Here is a 15,009-nt window from a genome sequence, read left to right as displayed (position 1 = left end):
CGGTGAGCAGGCCCTGCTCGAAGAGCGCCTGAACAGCGCGCAGTTGGCGCAGGCTGGCCTGCAGGCGCAACTGGACGCCAGCCGCGACGAAGTCAGCGACCTCAGCGAAGCCAACGCCGTCAAGCAGGCCCAGCTGGCCGCCCAGGGCCGTGAACTGGAACTGCTGCAGATCGACCGCGACAACGCCCGCGATGCGGCCCATGCCTGGCACATCGAACGCGCCACTCGCGAAGCAGAACTGCGTCGTCTGGAGGCCCAGGCCGCGCGCCTGGAGGCCGAGCTGCGCGAACAGCAGGACAGCCACCAGCAGCGCCTGGAAGACCTTCAGGAGGCCCGTGACACCCTCCGTGCCCAGTTTGCCGACCTGGCCACGAAAATCTTCGACGAGCGCGAACAGCGCTTCGCCCAGACCAGCCAGCAGCACCTGGGCCAGTTGCTCGACCCGCTCAAGGAGCGCATCCAGGCGTTCGAAAAACGTGTCGAGGAAAGCTACCAGCAAGAGGCCCGCGAGCGCTTCTCGCTGGGCAAGGAGCTGGAGCGTCTTCAGCAACTCAACCTGCGGTTGTCAGACGAAGCCACCAACCTCACTCAGGCCCTCAAGGGACAGAAGACCCAGGGTAACTGGGGCGAGCTCATTCTTGAACGGGTGCTGGAACATGCCGGCCTGGAGAAAGGCCGCGAATACCAGACCCAGGTCAGCCTGAAGAGTGCCGATGGCGAGCGCTTTCAGCCTGACGTGCTGATCATGCTGCCCGGTGACAAGCAGGTGGTGGTCGACGCCAAGGTCAGCCTTACCGCCTACCAGCAATTTGTCGGCAGTAATGACGAGGCTGCCCTCAAGCAGCACGTGCAGTCGCTGCGCAACCACGTCAAAGGCCTGTCGAGCAAGGACTACAATCGCCTCGAAGGCCTGCACAGCCTGGACTTCGTGTTGTTGTTCGTGCCCATCGAGGCAGCCTTCTCGGCGGCGCTGCAGGCCGAACCCAACTTGTTCCAGGAAGCGTTCGACCGGCAGATCGTGATCGTCAGCCCGACCACTTTGCTGGCCACCCTGCGGGTTATCGACAGCCTGTGGAAACAGGAGCGCCAGGGCCAGAACGCCCGAGAGATCGCCGAGCGCGCCGGGTGGCTGTATGACAAGTTCGTGCTGTTCATCCAGGACCTGGACGAGCTGGGCAACCGCCTGCAGCAGGTCGACAAGGCCTACGCCGCCGCTCGCAACAAGCTGTGTGAAGGGCGCGGCAACCTGGTCAGCCGCAGCGAACAGCTCAAGTTGCTCGGCGCCCGCGCCAGCAAGAGCCTGCCGGCCGAGTTGCTCGAGCGGGCCCTGTCAGACGAGGCGCTGGCCGACGAGGCGGTTACTGAACCAGGCTCAGATGGCGATTGAGCAGGGCGCGCAAGGCCGCCGGCTTCACGGGTTTGGCCAGGTAGTCCAGGCCCGCGGCATGCACGGTGGCCAAGGTTTCCTTGCTGCCGTCGGCGCTGATTACCACGCCGGGCACCGGCTCGCCCAGGCGCGCACGTAACCAGCCCATCAGCCCGCTGCCGGTTTCGCCGTCATCCAGGTGGAAGTCCACCAGCGCCAAATGCGGGCGCATGCCCTTGGCCAGCAGCGCTTCGCACTCGGCGCGGTTGCGTGCAGTCCACACCTGGCAGCCCCAACGGCTGAGCAGGCTGTTCATGCCGATCAGGATGCTGTCCTCGTTGTCCACGCACAGCACCTGCAAGCCGGCCAGTGGCTGGCTTGCGGTTTCCAGCGGAGCGCTTGGCGCCGCCGCAGCCTGATGGGCTATCGGTACATTGACGCGGAACACCGTGCCCTTGCCCGGCCAGGAGCGTACTTCAAGCTTGTGGCCAAGCACCCGGCACAGGCCGTCGGCGATCGCCAGGCCGAGGCCGAGGCCTTTTTCGGCGCGGGTCTGGTGGCTGTCCAGGCGCTTGAACTCCTGGAAAATCACCTGCAGTTTGTCGTCGGCGATACCGGGGCCACGGTCCCAGACCTCCAGCCGCAGGTGCTCGCCCTGGCGGCGTACACCCAGCAGGATCGGGCTCTTGCCGTAGCGCAAGGCATTGGTGAGGAAGTTCTGCAGCACCCGGCGCAGCAGTTTCATGTCGCTGTTGACCCGCAGGCGGCTGCCGCGCAAGCGGAATTCCAGGCCCTTCTCGGCGGCCAGCACCTTGAACTCGGCGCCAAGGGTGTCGAACAGTTCATTGAGGGCGAAGGGTTTGGCATCGGGGGTGATCTTGCCGTTTTCCAGGCGCGAGATGTCCAGCAGGTCGCTGATCAGCTCTTCGGCCGAGCGCAGCGAGCTGTCCATGTGCTGCACCAGTTGCCGGGCCTCTTCGTTCATGCCTTCGGCCTGCTGCGACAGGGCGGCGGAGAACAGTCGCGCAGCGTTCAGCGGCTGCATCAGGTCATGGCTCACCGCAGCGAGGAAGCGGGTCTTGGACTTGCTCACCGCTTCGGCCTGGCTCTTGGCTTCTGACAGGGCCTGGTTGAGTTGCGACAGCTCGTGCGTACGTTCGGCCACGCGCTGCTCCAGGCGTTCGTTGGCGTCGCGCAACGCCTGTTCGGCTTCGCGGAACGGCGTGATGTCGGTGAAACTCATCACAAAGCCACCGCCAGGCATCGGGTTGCCGATCAGTTCGATGACCCGGCCATTGGGAAACAGCCGCTCGGAAGAGTGGGCGCGGCCTTGGCGCATCCAGTGCAGGCGCCGTGCTACATGGACCTGTGCCTCGCCCGGGCCGCACAGGCCGCGCTCTGCGTTGTAGCGGATGATGTCGGCGATCGGCCGGCCGACACTGATCAGCCCCTCGGGGTAGTTGAACAGCTCCAGGTAACGGCGGTTCCATGCCACCAGATGCAGGTTCTGGTCGACCACGCTGATGCCCTGGTTGATGTTCTCGATGGCACCCTGCAGCAACGCGCGGTTGAACTGCAGTACCTCGCTGGCTTCGTCGGCGATGCGCACCACATCTTCAAGCTGCATGTCGCGGCCTTCGATGGCGGCCTTGACCACGGCACGTGTCGAGGAGGTGCCGAGCACGCCGGCAAGCAGGCGTTCGGTGTGCTCGATCCAGTCGCCGTCGGCGTTCTGGTTGGGGTTGAAACCCTTGCCCTGGCGGTAGGCGAAACGGATGAAGCTTTGCCGCGCGCGCTCCTCACCGACGAAGCGCGAGGCGAGGGTGAGCAAGTCTTCGATCTGCACGGCCAGCAACGGTTTGCTGCTGGGCCGGGCGCTGGTCTGCTGGCCGATGAAGCGGCCTGCCTGCCAGTGTTCAGACACGCGGGTGCGCGACAACATCGACACCCATACAAACAGCGTGAAGTTGCCCGCCAGCGACAGCACAACGCCCTGGGTCAAGGGGCTGATCGGCAGGTCGAGGGGGTTGCCATGCAGCCAGGCCAGGCCCGGGAACAGCCCCAGCGACAGGCCCAGGCTATGGGCGATGATCGGCAGCACCAGGGCGTAGAACCACAGGAAGATGCCCGCCGCCAGGCCTGCGAACACGCCACGGCGGTTGGCCTGCTTCCAGTACAGTGCGCCGAGCATCGCCGGGGTCAGCTGGGTAACGGCGGCAAAGGCAATCTGGCCGATGGTCGCCAGGCTCGCAGTGGAACCGAGCAGGCGGTAGCTGACATAGGCCAGCAGCAGGATCACCACGATGGTCACACGGCGCACCGAGAGCATCCAGTGACGGAATGCTTCGAACGGCCGCTCGGCATTATTGCGCCGCAGCAGCCAGGGCAGCAGCATGTCGTTGGAGACCATGGTCGACAGCGCTACCGCCTCGACGATGACCATGCCGGTAGCGGCCGAAGCGCCGCCGATGAAGGCCAGCAGGGCAAGGCTAGGGTGGGCTTCGGCCAGCGGCAGGCTGATCACGAAGGAGTCGGATATCACCGTGCCCGGCAGCAGCATCTGCCCGGCCAGGGCGATCGGCACCACGAACAGCGCTGCCAGGGCCAGGTACATCGGGAACACCCAGCGCGCCAGGCGCATGTCCTGGGGTTCGATGTTCTCCACCACGGTGACATGAAACTGCCGCGGCAGGCAGATGATCGCCATCATCGCCACGGCGGTCTGTACCACCATCGACGGCCAGTTGATGGTTTCCTGCCAGTAGCTGTCCAGTTGCACCGACTGGCGCGCCTGGGTGAGCAGGTCGTCGAAGCCGTCATACAGGTTGAACACCACGAAGACACCCACCGCCAGGAATGCCAGCAGCTTGACCAGCGACTCGAAGGCGATCGCCAGGACCATGCCGCGGTGGTGCTCGGTGACGTCCAGGCTGCGTGTGCCGAAAACGATGGCGAACAGCGCCAGCACCAGCGACACCACCAACGCGGTGTCCTGCACCCGGGTACCGGTGGCGTCGGCGTTGGCACCGATCAGCAGGTTGACGCCGAGGACGATGCCCTTGAGCTGCAGGGCGATATAAGGCAGTACGCCGACCAGGCAGATCAGCGCCACCACCACGGCCAGGGACTGCGACTTGCCATAGCGGGCGGCGATGAAGTCGGCAATCGAGGTGATGTTCTGCTGCTTGCTGATCAGCACCATCTTCTGCAGCACCCACGGTGCGAAAATCAGCAGCAGGATCGGCCCGAGGTAGATCGGCAGGAACGCCCACAGCTGTTCGGCGGCCTGGCCGACCGCGCCGAAGAACGTCCAGCTGGTGCAGTACACCGCCAGCGACAGGCTGTACACCCAGGCACGCAGGCGCGGCGGCAACGGCGTGCTGCGGCGGTCGCCGTAGAAGGCGATGGCGAACATGACGGCCATATAGGCCAGGGCGACCACGGCGATCAGCCCGCTGGACAACGACATGAAAACTCCGGAGCAAGAAAGATAACGCGGTCCCGATCAGTCAGTCTGGCACGCGGCCGGCGGTTCGTCAGCGCCGACGATGGTCGCAGCGGCGAGTCGTCGCAGCTTCGTCTTTTGCCTGCATTGGCCTCTTCGCGGGTATTGCAAAGGTGCCGAAAGCGACGCGGTCCCTGTAGGAGCGGGTTTACCCGCGAAGAGGCCGGAGCAGGCAACATCAACCCCGACGGGTGCCCAGCCAGTAGAAGACTCCCGCCAGTATCACCGACATCACCAGCAGGTAGAAGACCACCCCCGGCCACCACCGCCCCAGGGCGAATCCCACCATGACCGGCCCCAGCGCCGCCCCGAGGTTGGACAGGTTCTGTGCCCCGTAATACACGCCGCGCAGGTGCTCCGGGGCAATCAGGTCGATGAACATGTACTCGGCGGGTATGACGATGATTTCACCGAGGGTGAACACCAGCATCGCCAGGCACCAGGCCACGACCGACCCGGCCATGGCAAAGCCGAGCAGCCCGGCGATGAACAGCGCCATGCCGGCCAGCAGCCAGGGCATCAGCTGCTGGCGGCCGATGCGCCGGCCGATCAGGTACTGCAGGGCTATCACCGTCACCGCGTTGGTGGTTACCAGATAGCCGACCAGCCGTGCCGCCTCGCTGGCGCTGCTGGTCACCACCAGGTACTGCGACAAATAGGCGGTGAACTGGCCGAACACCACCGCACTCAGTACGCCACCCAAGGTGAAGCACACCAGCCGCCGGTCGCGCGCCAGCCCCAGCGCCACCTGGCTGAAGCCTGCGCTCGGCTGCTCCTGTGCGCTGGTCTGCAGGCCACGGTCGCCAAGCCGCCAGTAAGCCAGGCACATGCCCAGGCCGGTCAGTGCCGAGGCAATGAACGGCAGGTGGTCGTCCAGCTCCAGCATGGCCACGCCCAGCAGCGGGCCGACGGCATAACCGACGTTGCTCAGGGTGTACTTGATGGCGAACACCTCGGCCCGTTGCTCCACCGGCAGCAGTGCGCAGAAGCCGGCCTTGGCGGCGATGTCGACCACCGCCAGGGCCAGGTTGATCAGCACCAGGCAGGTGAAGAACAGCCACACCGAGCGGCTGGCGATGGCGACCACGAAGGCGAGGGCGAAGACCAGCGTGCTGGCGCTGACCAGAGTGTGGTTGCGCAGGGTGTCGACCAGATGCCCGCCGTACAGGCTCAGTAGCGAAGCAACGATCAGCGCGCCACCGATCAGCAGGCCGATCTGGCCGACTGGCAGCTGGAAATTGTCGGCCAGGTAGACCACCAGGTAGGGCAGGGTGAGGGCGCGTGCGACCGTCAGCGTGAACGTTGTGGCCAGCAGCAGGCGGACACTGGAGGGATAGCCTTTCAGGGCGGCGAGCATTACCACGTCCTTGTCATGGGAATTTCCGATGCCTGAGGATAAGTGAGGCGAGCAGCGGCGACCAGCGGAGGATTGACAGCCCGTACCCCACGGGGAATACTCTCGCAAAATTCATATATATGTTTACATAACAAGACGAGAGCCGACCCATGCACCCACTGTCCGGTGATGCTCGACTACCCCGCTATCAACAACTGCGCGATCACCTGATCGAGCAGATTGCCAACAACCGCTGGCGCCCGGGCGAGGCCATTCCCACCGAAGCCGCCCTGGCTACCGAGTTCGACATGTCTGTCGGCACCGTGCGCAAGGCCGTCGACGTGCTGGTCGCCGAAGGCGTGCTGGAGCGTCAGCAGGGCCGCGGCACGTTCATCCGCCGCCCGCAGTTCCAGTCTTCGCTGTTCCGTTTCTTCCGTTTCGAAAGCGCCAACGGCGAGCGGCTGGTGCCGGAAAGCCGCATCCTCTCCATCGAGCCGGTACCGGCCCCTTCGGCGGTTGCCCAAGCCTTGGGCCTGGCCGCCGAGGCCGAGGTCATTCGCATTGTCCGTACCCGTCTGCTCGGCGCCCAGCCGGTGCTTGCCGAGGAAATCTGGCTGCCGCGCCAGACCTTCCAACCCCTGCTCGACGTCGAGCTGGATAGCAAAGGCCCGCTGCTCTACCCGATCTATGAAGAGCTGTGCGGCCAGGTGGTCGCCTATGCCGAGGAAACCCTGACCGCTGAAGCGGTCGATGCGGTGCACGGCCGCTTGTTGCAACTGCCGGTCGACAGCCCGGTGGTGGTGATCGAGCGCCTGGCCCGCGATTACGCCGGCAAACCGCTGGAATGGCGCCGCTCACGCGGCCACGCGCAGCACTTCCGCTACCGCGTCGACATTCGCTGAGCAGTTAACCCGGCTGCTTCGCCCGATACCCGTCTGCGCCGTTCTGCCACGGCGCAGTGGCTTCGCCTGTCCGGTCGCCAGCCTGCCAGCGCTTTGGCACGCCCGGCCGTAACACACACGACTAAGAAGGATAACAACCATGTTCAGCTGGTATCGCCAGATCACTTCACGGGAACGCAAGACGTTCTGGGCCTGTTTCGGCGGCTGGTCGCTCGATGCGCTGGAAGTGCAGATGTTCGGCCTGGCCATTCCCGCGCTGATCGCCGCGTTCTCGCTGACCAAGGGCGACGCCGGCCTGATCAGCGGTGTGACCCTGGTGACCTCGGCGCTCGGTGGTTGGCTCGGTGGCACCCTCTCGGACCGTTATGGCCGTGTGCGGACCCTGCAATGGATGATCCTCTGGTTCTCGTTCTTCACCTTCCTTTCGGCGTTCGTCACCGGCTTCTACCCGCTGCTGTTCGTCAAGGCCCTGCAGGGCTTCGGCATCGGGGGCGAATGGGCGGCCGGTGCGGTGCTGATGGCCGAGACCATCAACCCGAAATACCGCGGCAAGGTCATGGGCACCGTGCAAAGCGCCTGGGCCGTAGGCTGGGGCCTGGCAGTGGGGCTGTTCACCCTGATCTACTCGCTGGTACCAGCCGAGTACGCCTGGCGGGTGATGTTCTTCGTCGGCCTGCTGCCATCGCTGCTGATCATCTGGGTGCGCCGCAACGTGCCGGAGCCGGACAGCTTCCAGCGACTGCAAAAGGACAAGGCCATCCCTGGCAGCTTCTTCAAATCGATGGCCGGCATCTTCCGCCCGGAGCTGCTGCGCGTGACCCTGCTCGGCGGCGTGCTGGGCCTGGGGGCGCACGGTGGCTACCATGCCGTCATGACCTGGCTGCCGACCTTCCTCAAGACCGAACGCAACCTGTCGGTACTGAACTCCGGTGGCTACCTGGCCGTTATCATCTTCGCCTTCTGGTGTGGTTGCGTGGCCAGCGGCATGCTGATCGACCGCATCGGCCGTCGCAAGAACATCCTGCTGTTCGCGCTGTGCTGCGTGCTGACCGTGCAGGCCTATGTGTTCTTCCCGCTGAGCAATACCCAGATGCTGTTCCTCGGCTTCCCGCTGGGCTTCTTCGCCGCCGGCATCCCGGCCAGCCTGGGGGCGTTCTTCAACGAGCTGTACCCGGCCGATGTGCGCGGTGCCGGGGTCGGCTTCTGCTACAACTTCGGCCGCGTGCTGTCGGCGGTGTTCCCGTTCCTGGTCGGCCACATGAGCGAATCCATGTCGCTGGGTAGCGCAATCGGTATCGATGCCGGCATCGCCTACGGCGTGGCCATGCTCGCCGCGCTGTGCCTGCCGGAAACCCGTGGCCGCAACCTCGAGGCCACGCCAGCGCCGGAAATGGCTGGCGCTATCGCCAAGTAACCTGACTGTCCTGTGATGACCATGCCCGACGTTCCTGTTTCACACCTTACCGCCATCGACAGCCATGCCCACGTGTTCAGCCGTGGGCTGAACCTGGCCAGCGAGCGGCGTTACGCGCCCAGCTACGATGCGCCGCTGGGTGACTACCTGGGCCAGCTGCTGGCCCATGGTTTCAGCCATGGCGTGTTGGTACAGCCCAGCTTCCTGGGTACCGACAACCGCTACCTGCTCGATGCCCTGAAGACCGTGCCGGGGCAACTGCGCGGGGTGGTGATGCTTGACCGGGACGTCGAGCGCGAGACATTGCAAGAGATGGATCGGCTCGGGGTCAGGGGCGTGCGCCTGAATCTCATGGGCCAGGGCCTGCCAGACCTGACGGGGGCCGAATGGCGGCCCCTGCTGGAGCGCATCGGCGAACAGGGCTGGCACCTCGAGCTGCACCGCCAGGTGGCGGACATTCCGACGTTGGTGCAGGCCCTGGAGCCTTATGGGCTGAACATCGTGGTCGACCATTTCGGTCGGCCCGATGCCCGCCTGGGCCTTGGGCAACCGGGTTTTGCCGAGCTGCTGACGCTGGGCGGCAAGGGCAAGGTGTGGGTCAAGGTGTCCGGGATCTATCGACTGGAAGGTACGCCGGAGCAGAACCTGGCGTTTGCACGGCAGGCCCTGTGCGCGCTTGAGGCCCACTATGGGGCCGAACGGTTGATGTGGGGGAGCGATTGGCCGCATACCCAGCATGAGTCAGCGGTGAGCTTTGGCAAGGTTGTCGAGCAGTTCGATGCCTTGGGCTGCTCGGCTGAATTGCGCCGGGCGCTGCTGGTGGATACCGCACAGGCGCTGTTCGGCTTCGAATGATCTGACGCCTGTGCCGGCCTCTTCGCGGGTGAACCCGCTCCCACAGGGATCGCACGAAGCCTGAGCCCTGTGCAGTACCGGTGGGAGCGGGTTTACCCGCGAAGAGGCCGGCACAGGCACAGTCACTCTGAAAGATGCCCCGCCACCTTCACAGGCAGCGGGGCTTTTTATTGGTCAGAAGCGGAACCGGCTGATCATCTGCTGCAACTGCCCGCCCAACCGCGCCAGCTCCACACTGGACGCCGAAGTCTGCTGACTGGCTTCAGCCGTCTGCTCGGAAATATCCCGCACGGTCACCACGCTGCGGCTGATCTCTTCAGCCACCGCACTCTGCTGCTCGGAAGCCGCGGCGATCTGCTGGTTCATCAGCTGAATACCCGATACCCGCTGGGTAATCCCCTCCAGCGCCACCCCGGCCTCACGCACCAGCGCCACGCTGCTTTCGGTCAGGCTCTGGCTCTGCTCCATCAGCTCGCTCACCGAACGGGTGCCTTGCTCAAGGCTGCCGATCGCCGATTCGATCTCCAGTGTCGATGCCTGGGTACGCTGAGCCAGACTGCGCACTTCATCTGCCACCACGGCGAAACCACGGCCCGCTTCACCGGCCCGGGCCGCTTCGATGGCCGCATTGAGCGCCAGCAGGTTGGTCTGTTCGGCCACGGCCTTGATCACGTCCATGACCTTGCCGATGCGCTGGCTCTCGGTACGCAGCGCGCCCATGGCTTCACCCGTGGCTTCTACCTGGCTGGCCAGGCGGCTGATCTGGGCCACGGCGCGGCTGACCACACTGTCACCTTCACGGGCTTCTTCGTCAGTGGCACTGGCGGCGTTAGAGGCCTCGCCGGCATTGCGGGCGACTTCGTGCACGGTGGCAGCCATTTCCTGCATGGCCGTGGCCACCTGATCGGTTTCGACCTTCTGGTTGTTGGCGCCGGCGCTGGTCTGCTCGGTGATTGCCGACAGCTCTTCGGTGGCGCTGGCAATCTGCGAAATACCATCGCGCACCTGGGCGATCAGTTCACGCAGGTTGCGGGTCATGCCCTGCAGGGCGTTCTGCAGTTGGCCGACTTCGTCGCGGCGGCGGCTGCTCGGTTGTTCGCTGAGGTCACCGGCAGCCACCTGTTCCATGGCCTTGAGTGCCTGGCGCAGCGGCTGGCTGATCTGCCGGGCGATCAACACGGCAGCCAGGGCGCCGAGCAGCAAGGCGAGCAGGGTGGTGGCGATCTGCAGGGTGCGGGCGAAGTGGCTGTCCTTGGCGACCAGCACCGCCTGGTCGTCCAGCAGTTGGCCGATGACACCATTGAGGGTCTCGATATCGTTGGCCATGTCGGCGCGGTATTCCACCAGGTGGCTGACCTCGCCACGGAACGCCTCTACGGCCTTCGCATAGGCCTGCACCTGCTGCTCCAGCTGCTGGAACTGCTGCGGGAAATTGCCGTTGAAGCGGGCGACCAGCCCAGGCAGATCGTTCACCGTGGTGGCGATCTGGGCGTTCATCAGTTTCTCGGTCTCGGCGTTGGTGTTACCGGTATAACCGCGAACGTGATAGCGCAGCAGGATCAGGTTTTCGCGTATCTGGTTGATGGCCTCGATGCGCACGAAACGCTGCTCGGCATCGGGCAAAGCGCGCACCTGATTGCGAATCTGCTCGATACTGGCAAACGACTGGGTGGCCAGGACGCCCATTTCCTTCTGCGCCGCGCGCATCTTTTCATAGGAGCGGAAACTGGCGGCCTGGTTGCCGCTGTAGCTCTGCAGTGCCTGGTCGGCAGTGTTGATCAGCGCATGGGCCTGCGCCCTGACCATCACCTCGCGCAGCTTTGCCAGTGTCGGCTTGAACGCCTCCAGCGCAACTTGCAGCTGTTTGCTCTCGGCGGGGGCGCCGTTGGCCATGGCATGACGCAAGCGCGCTTCGCGCAGGTCGCCGAGGGCGTCGTTGAGGCGCGATACATCGCTGACCACCTCACTGCGCCGTACCAGGCTGCCCAGGCCGTCCCAGCTGATCAGCGACTGCACGAGTGTCAGGCACAGCACCAGGCCGAAACCGAGAAAGAGTTTGTGGGCGATCCTGAGGTCGCCAAACCAGGTAAACATTACTGCCGAGCTCCTTTTCTTATGCGTTGGAGGAGACCTGAGGTCTGTTCCTTCTGTCAGATATAGTCATCTATATGAATTATCGGCATGTGTAACAAAATCTGAACAGTGGTTGGCGAAAAATTAATATCACTGTGATATCAAACTGTGAGCGGGTTCCTGAATTGTCCGGTGTTCCCTGCCAGGCGGTTGCTTTCCCATGCAGATTTGTGGCTTGCAGCGCTTCGCGTGCCTCCAATGACAAAAGACACTCAGGAACAAGGACGATGAGTCACCCCTCGCAATTCACCTTGCTCGGCAAGCGGCGTTTCCTGCCATTCTTCGTCACCCAGCTGCTGGGTGCCTTCAATGACAACCTGTTCAAGCAGTCGCTGATCCTGGCCATTCTGTTCAAGCTCAGCCTGGGCGACGGCGACCGTTCGATCTGGGTCAACCTCTGCGCGCTGCTGTTCATCCTGCCGTTCTTCCTGTTCTCGGCGCTGGGCGGGCAGTTCGGCGAGAAGTTCGCCAAGGACGCGCTGATCCGCGCGATCAAGCTGGCCGAGATCGCCATCATGGCGGTCGGCGCCATCGGCTTCGTCACCAACCACCTCACGCTGATGCTGGTGGCGCTGTTCGGCATGGGCACCCACTCGGCGCTGTTCGGCCCGGTGAAATACTCGATCCTGCCCCAGGCCCTGCGTGAAGAAGAGCTGGTGGGGGGCAACGGCCTGGTGGAGATGGGCACCTTCCTGGCCATCCTGGTCGGCACCATTGGCGCCGGGGTGATGATGGCCAATGACAGCTATGCCACGGTGGTGGCAGGTGGCGTGGTCGGCACCGCCGTGCTCGGCTACCTGGCCAGCCGCTGGATTCCCCGGGCCGCGGCGGCGTCGCCGCAGATGGCGCTGGACTGGAACATCTTCAAGCAGTCGTGGGTGATCCTGCGCATGGGCCTGGGGCAGACCCCGGCCGTGTCGCGCTCGATCGTCGGCAACTCGTGGTTCTGGTTCGTCGGCGCCATCTACCTGACGCAGATCCCGACTTACGCCCAAGCGTGGCTGCACGGCGACGAGACCGCAGTGACCCTGGTGCTGACCCTGTTCTCGGTCGGCATCGCCGTCGGTTCGCTCCTGTGCGAACGCCTCAGTGGGCGCAAGGTGGAAATCGGCCTGGTGCCGTTCGGCTCGTTCGGCCTGACCTTGTTCGGCCTGCTCTGGTGGTGGCATTCAGGTGACGTACCGGCCGGCGCCCAGCCGCACGACTGGCTGGCGCTGCTGGGCATGCACCAGGCCTGGTGGATCATGGTGTCCATCGTTGGCCTCGGCGTGTTCGGCGGCTTTTATATCGTGCCGCTGTACGCGCTGATCCAGGCACGCACTGCCGAAGACCAGCGGGCGCGGGTAATCGCCTCCAACAACATTCTCAATGCGCTGTTCATGGTGGTCTCGGCGATCTTCACCATCTTCCTGCTGAGTGTGTTCAAGCTGAGCATCCCACAGCTGTTCCTGGTGGTGTCGCTGCTGAACGTGCTGGTCAATGCCTATATCTTCAGGGTCGTGCCCGAGTTCACCATGCGCTTCCTGATCTGGCTGCTCAGCCATTCGATGTACCGCGTGCAGCACCGCGACCTCGAACGCATCCCCGATGAAGGCGCGGCGTTGCTGGTGTGCAACCACGTGTCGTTCGTCGATGCGCTGCTGCTGGGCGGGGCGATCCGCCGGCCGATCCGCTTCGTCATGTACTACAAGATCTACAACCTGCCCGTGCTCAACTTCGTGTTCCGCACGGCGGGTGCCATTCCGATTGCCGGGCGCAACGAAGACCAGGCCACCTACGATCGGGCCTTTGCGCGTATCGCCGAGTACCTGGCAGACGGTGAGCTGGTGTGTATCTTCCCGGAAGGCAAATTGACCGGTGATGGCGAAATCGACGTGTTCAAGGGCGGCGTCAGCCGCATCCTCGAAGAAACCCCGGTGCCGGTGATTCCCTTGGCGCTGCAGGGCCTGTGGGGGAGCTTCTTCAGCCGCGACCCGGCCAAGGGCTTCTTCAAGCGCCTGTGGTCGCGGGTGACCATCGTGGCAGGCGCCGCCATCCCGGTGGAGGCGGCGCAGCCAGAGGCCCTGCGTGAGCAGGTCAGCCGTTTGCGCGGTGGCCTGCGCTAAGCAGGGGTATCAGCTGGCGCTGACTTTCAGGCCGATCAGGCCGGTAACGATCAGCGCCACGCTGACCAGCCGTACCAGGGCCATCGACTCGCCGAACAGGATGATCCCGGCGATCACCGTGCCTACGGCGCCGACGCCGGTCCAGATGGCATAGGCGGTGCCCAGCGGCAGTTCCTTCATGGCAAGGCCCAGCAGGCCCAGGCTGATGGCCATGGCGGCGACAGTGAGTATGGTCGGGAGCGGTTTGCTGAAGCCGTCGGTGTATTTCAGGCCGACGGCCCAGCCGACCTCGAACAGGCCGGCGAAGAACAGGATGATCCAGGACATGATGCTTCTCCATCGTTGCGAATGATGGGGCCGTCCCCGGAATGGTCACGCGGTGCGTCGTGAGGTCGTCCTCACAGTGGCCATCAGGGTACACATCAATGCCTGGCTGGCTCAACCTGTTCAAGGGCGGCCGATGGCTCCTCGACCCTGCGGAACCAGGTCGAAAGCAGCGCCCCGGAGATATTGTGCCAGACGCTGAACAGTGCGCTCGGCACCGCCGCCAGCGGCGAGAAATGCGCCGCTGCCAGCGCCGCCCCCAGCCCAGAATTCTGCATGCCCACCTCAAGCGCCAGCGACTTGCGCTGGGCCAGCGGCAGGTTGCAGAGCCGGCCGGTGAGGTAGCCCAGCAAGTAGCCGAAGGTGTTGTGCAGCACCACCACCGCCATGATCAGCAACCCTGATTCGGCGATCTTGGCCTGGCTGGCCGCCACCACCGCACAGACGATCATCACGATGCTCACCACCGACACCAGTGGCAGCACCTGTACCGCCGCCTGCACCCGCGCGCCCAGCAAGCGCTGGGCCAGCACACCGAGCACGATCGGCAGCATCACCAATTGCAGGATCGACCAGAACATGTCCATGAAGGATACCGGCAGCCAGGCCGAGGCCAGGAACCAGATCAGCGCCGGGGTCAGCAGGGGGGCGAGCAGGGTGGTCACCGCAGCGATCGCCACCGCCAGCGCCAGGTCGCCCTTGGACAGCCAGACCATCACGTTCGACGCCGTGCCGCTCGGGCAGCAGCCGACCAGAATCACACCTACGGCGATTTCCGCCGGCAGGTGGAACAGCTGGCACAGCAGCCAGGCCATGCCCGGCATGATCACGAAGTGCGCGACCACGCCCAGGGCCACACGCCAGGGCTGGCGGGCGAGGGCGGCGAAGTCGTCGAGCTTGAGGGTCAGGCCCATGCCGAACATCACCAACCCCAGCAGTGGCACGATGGCAACCTTGAGGGCGATGAACCACTGGGGCATCAGGAAGGCCAGCACGGCGAACACCAGCACCCACAGGGCAAAGGTGTTGCCGACGAAGCGGCTGAGGGCGGCGAGGGCGCGCATGGGGC

10 protein-coding genes and 1 pseudogene are annotated in these 15,009 nt (G+C 64.6%); 5 read left to right on the top strand and 6 right to left on the bottom strand.

From position 1 onward, the window contains the following. Positions 1-13 precede the first annotated feature (13 nt). A complete protein-coding gene (gene rmuC, locus ACQKPS_RS14545; protein WP_427604637.1) occupies positions 14-1,387 on the top strand; it encodes a DNA recombination protein RmuC in 1,374 nt (457 codons plus the stop codon). On the opposite strand, the gene ACQKPS_RS14540 is transcribed toward rmuC, so the two are convergent. Next, positions 1,359-4,835: a hybrid sensor histidine kinase/response regulator gene (locus ACQKPS_RS14540; protein ID WP_427604571.1), complete on the bottom strand. Its 3,477-nt coding sequence runs from the start codon at positions 4,833-4,835 to the stop codon at positions 1,359-1,361. The two genes, rmuC and ACQKPS_RS14540, sit on opposite strands and share 29 nt — an antisense overlap. Before the next feature lie 214 nt (positions 4,836-5,049). Beyond that, complete coding sequence (locus ACQKPS_RS14535) at positions 5,050-6,228, bottom strand: MFS transporter (RefSeq protein WP_427604569.1); 1,179 nt, start codon at positions 6,226-6,228, stop codon at positions 5,050-5,052. Between the two features lie 149 nt (positions 6,229-6,377). On the opposite strand from ACQKPS_RS14535, the gene ACQKPS_RS14530 reads away from it, so the two are divergent. The 3 genes from ACQKPS_RS14530 to ACQKPS_RS14520 all read left to right on the top strand — a co-directional run bounded on the left by ACQKPS_RS14530 (position 6,378) and on the right by ACQKPS_RS14520 (position 9,378). Beyond that, positions 6,378-7,109 carry a GntR family transcriptional regulator gene (locus tag ACQKPS_RS14530; RefSeq protein ID WP_254481068.1) on the top strand — a complete coding sequence of 244 codons (732 nt, stop codon included), beginning with the start codon at positions 6,378-6,380 and terminating at the stop codon, positions 7,107-7,109. Between the two features lie 139 nt (positions 7,110-7,248). Then, entirely contained in the window at positions 7,249-8,523 is a 1,275-nt protein-coding gene (locus ACQKPS_RS14525) for an MFS transporter (protein ID WP_254481067.1), read from the top strand. A 21-nt stretch (positions 8,524-8,544) separates the two neighbouring features. Continuing rightward, entirely contained in the window at positions 8,545-9,378 is an 834-nt protein-coding gene (locus ACQKPS_RS14520) for an amidohydrolase family protein (protein ID WP_427604567.1), read from the top strand. A gap of 174 nt (positions 9,379-9,552) precedes the next feature. On the opposite strand, the gene ACQKPS_RS14515 is transcribed toward ACQKPS_RS14520, so the two are convergent. Further along, entirely contained in the window at positions 9,553-10,416 is an 864-nt protein-coding gene (locus ACQKPS_RS14515; RefSeq protein WP_409520094.1) for a methyl-accepting chemotaxis protein, read from the bottom strand. Beyond that, positions 10,408-11,472: pseudogene (locus tag ACQKPS_RS14510) on the bottom strand (methyl-accepting chemotaxis protein); the annotation flags it as partial. The gene ACQKPS_RS14515 and the pseudogene ACQKPS_RS14510, both read right to left, overlap by 9 nt. Before the next feature lie 266 nt (positions 11,473-11,738). Between ACQKPS_RS14510 and ACQKPS_RS14505 the strand changes: the two are divergent. Beyond that, positions 11,739-13,616 carry a 1-acyl-sn-glycerol-3-phosphate acyltransferase gene (locus tag ACQKPS_RS14505; RefSeq protein ID WP_427604565.1) on the top strand — a complete coding sequence of 626 codons (1,878 nt, stop codon included), beginning with the start codon at positions 11,739-11,741 and terminating at the stop codon, positions 13,614-13,616. A 9-nt stretch (positions 13,617-13,625) separates the two neighbouring features. Here the strand turns inward: ACQKPS_RS14505 and sugE are convergent, their stop codons facing one another. After that, the gene (sugE, locus tag ACQKPS_RS14500; protein ID WP_254481063.1) at positions 13,626-13,943 is read right to left on the bottom strand and encodes a quaternary ammonium compound efflux SMR transporter SugE; all 318 of its coding nucleotides are present in this window, start codon (positions 13,941-13,943) and stop codon (positions 13,626-13,628) included. 95 nt (positions 13,944-14,038) lie between these two features. Continuing rightward, complete coding sequence (locus ACQKPS_RS14495; protein WP_254481062.1) at positions 14,039-15,004, bottom strand: bile acid:sodium symporter family protein; 966 nt, start codon at positions 15,002-15,004, stop codon at positions 14,039-14,041. Between the last annotated feature and the right edge of the window lie 5 nt (positions 15,005-15,009).

The organism is Pseudomonas sp. NPDC086566, assembly GCF_050280885.1.
In the GTDB taxonomy this organism is placed as follows: domain Bacteria; phylum Pseudomonadota; class Gammaproteobacteria; order Pseudomonadales; family Pseudomonadaceae; genus Aquipseudomonas; species Aquipseudomonas vlassakiae.
This window is presented reverse-complemented; position numbering and strand designations above follow the sequence as displayed.

Excerpts from the sequence above, each read along its gene's own strand:
- ACQKPS_RS14540 (WP_427604571.1), bottom strand. The coding sequence starts at position 4,835 with ATGTCGTTGTCCAGCGGGCTGATCGCCGTGGTCGCCCTGGCCTATATG.
- ACQKPS_RS14535 (WP_427604569.1), bottom strand. The coding sequence starts at position 6,228 with ATGCTCGCCGCCCTGAAAGGCTATCCCTCCAGTGTCCGCCTGCTGCTG.
- ACQKPS_RS14530 (WP_254481068.1), top strand. The coding sequence starts at position 6,378 with ATGCACCCACTGTCCGGTGATGCTCGACTACCCCGCTATCAACAACTG.
- ACQKPS_RS14525 (WP_254481067.1), top strand. The coding sequence starts at position 7,249 with ATGTTCAGCTGGTATCGCCAGATCACTTCACGGGAACGCAAGACGTTC.
- ACQKPS_RS14520 (WP_427604567.1), top strand. The coding sequence starts at position 8,545 with ATGCCCGACGTTCCTGTTTCACACCTTACCGCCATCGACAGCCATGCC.
- ACQKPS_RS14515 (WP_409520094.1), bottom strand. The coding sequence starts at position 10,416 with ATGACCCGCAACCTGCGTGAACTGATCGCCCAGGTGCGCGATGGTATT.
- ACQKPS_RS14505 (WP_427604565.1), top strand. The coding sequence starts at position 11,739 with ATGAGTCACCCCTCGCAATTCACCTTGCTCGGCAAGCGGCGTTTCCTG.
- sugE (WP_254481063.1), bottom strand. The coding sequence starts at position 13,943 with ATGTCCTGGATCATCCTGTTCTTCGCCGGCCTGTTCGAGGTCGGCTGG.
- ACQKPS_RS14495 (WP_254481062.1), bottom strand. The coding sequence starts at position 15,004 with ATGCGCGCCCTCGCCGCCCTCAGCCGCTTCGTCGGCAACACCTTTGCC.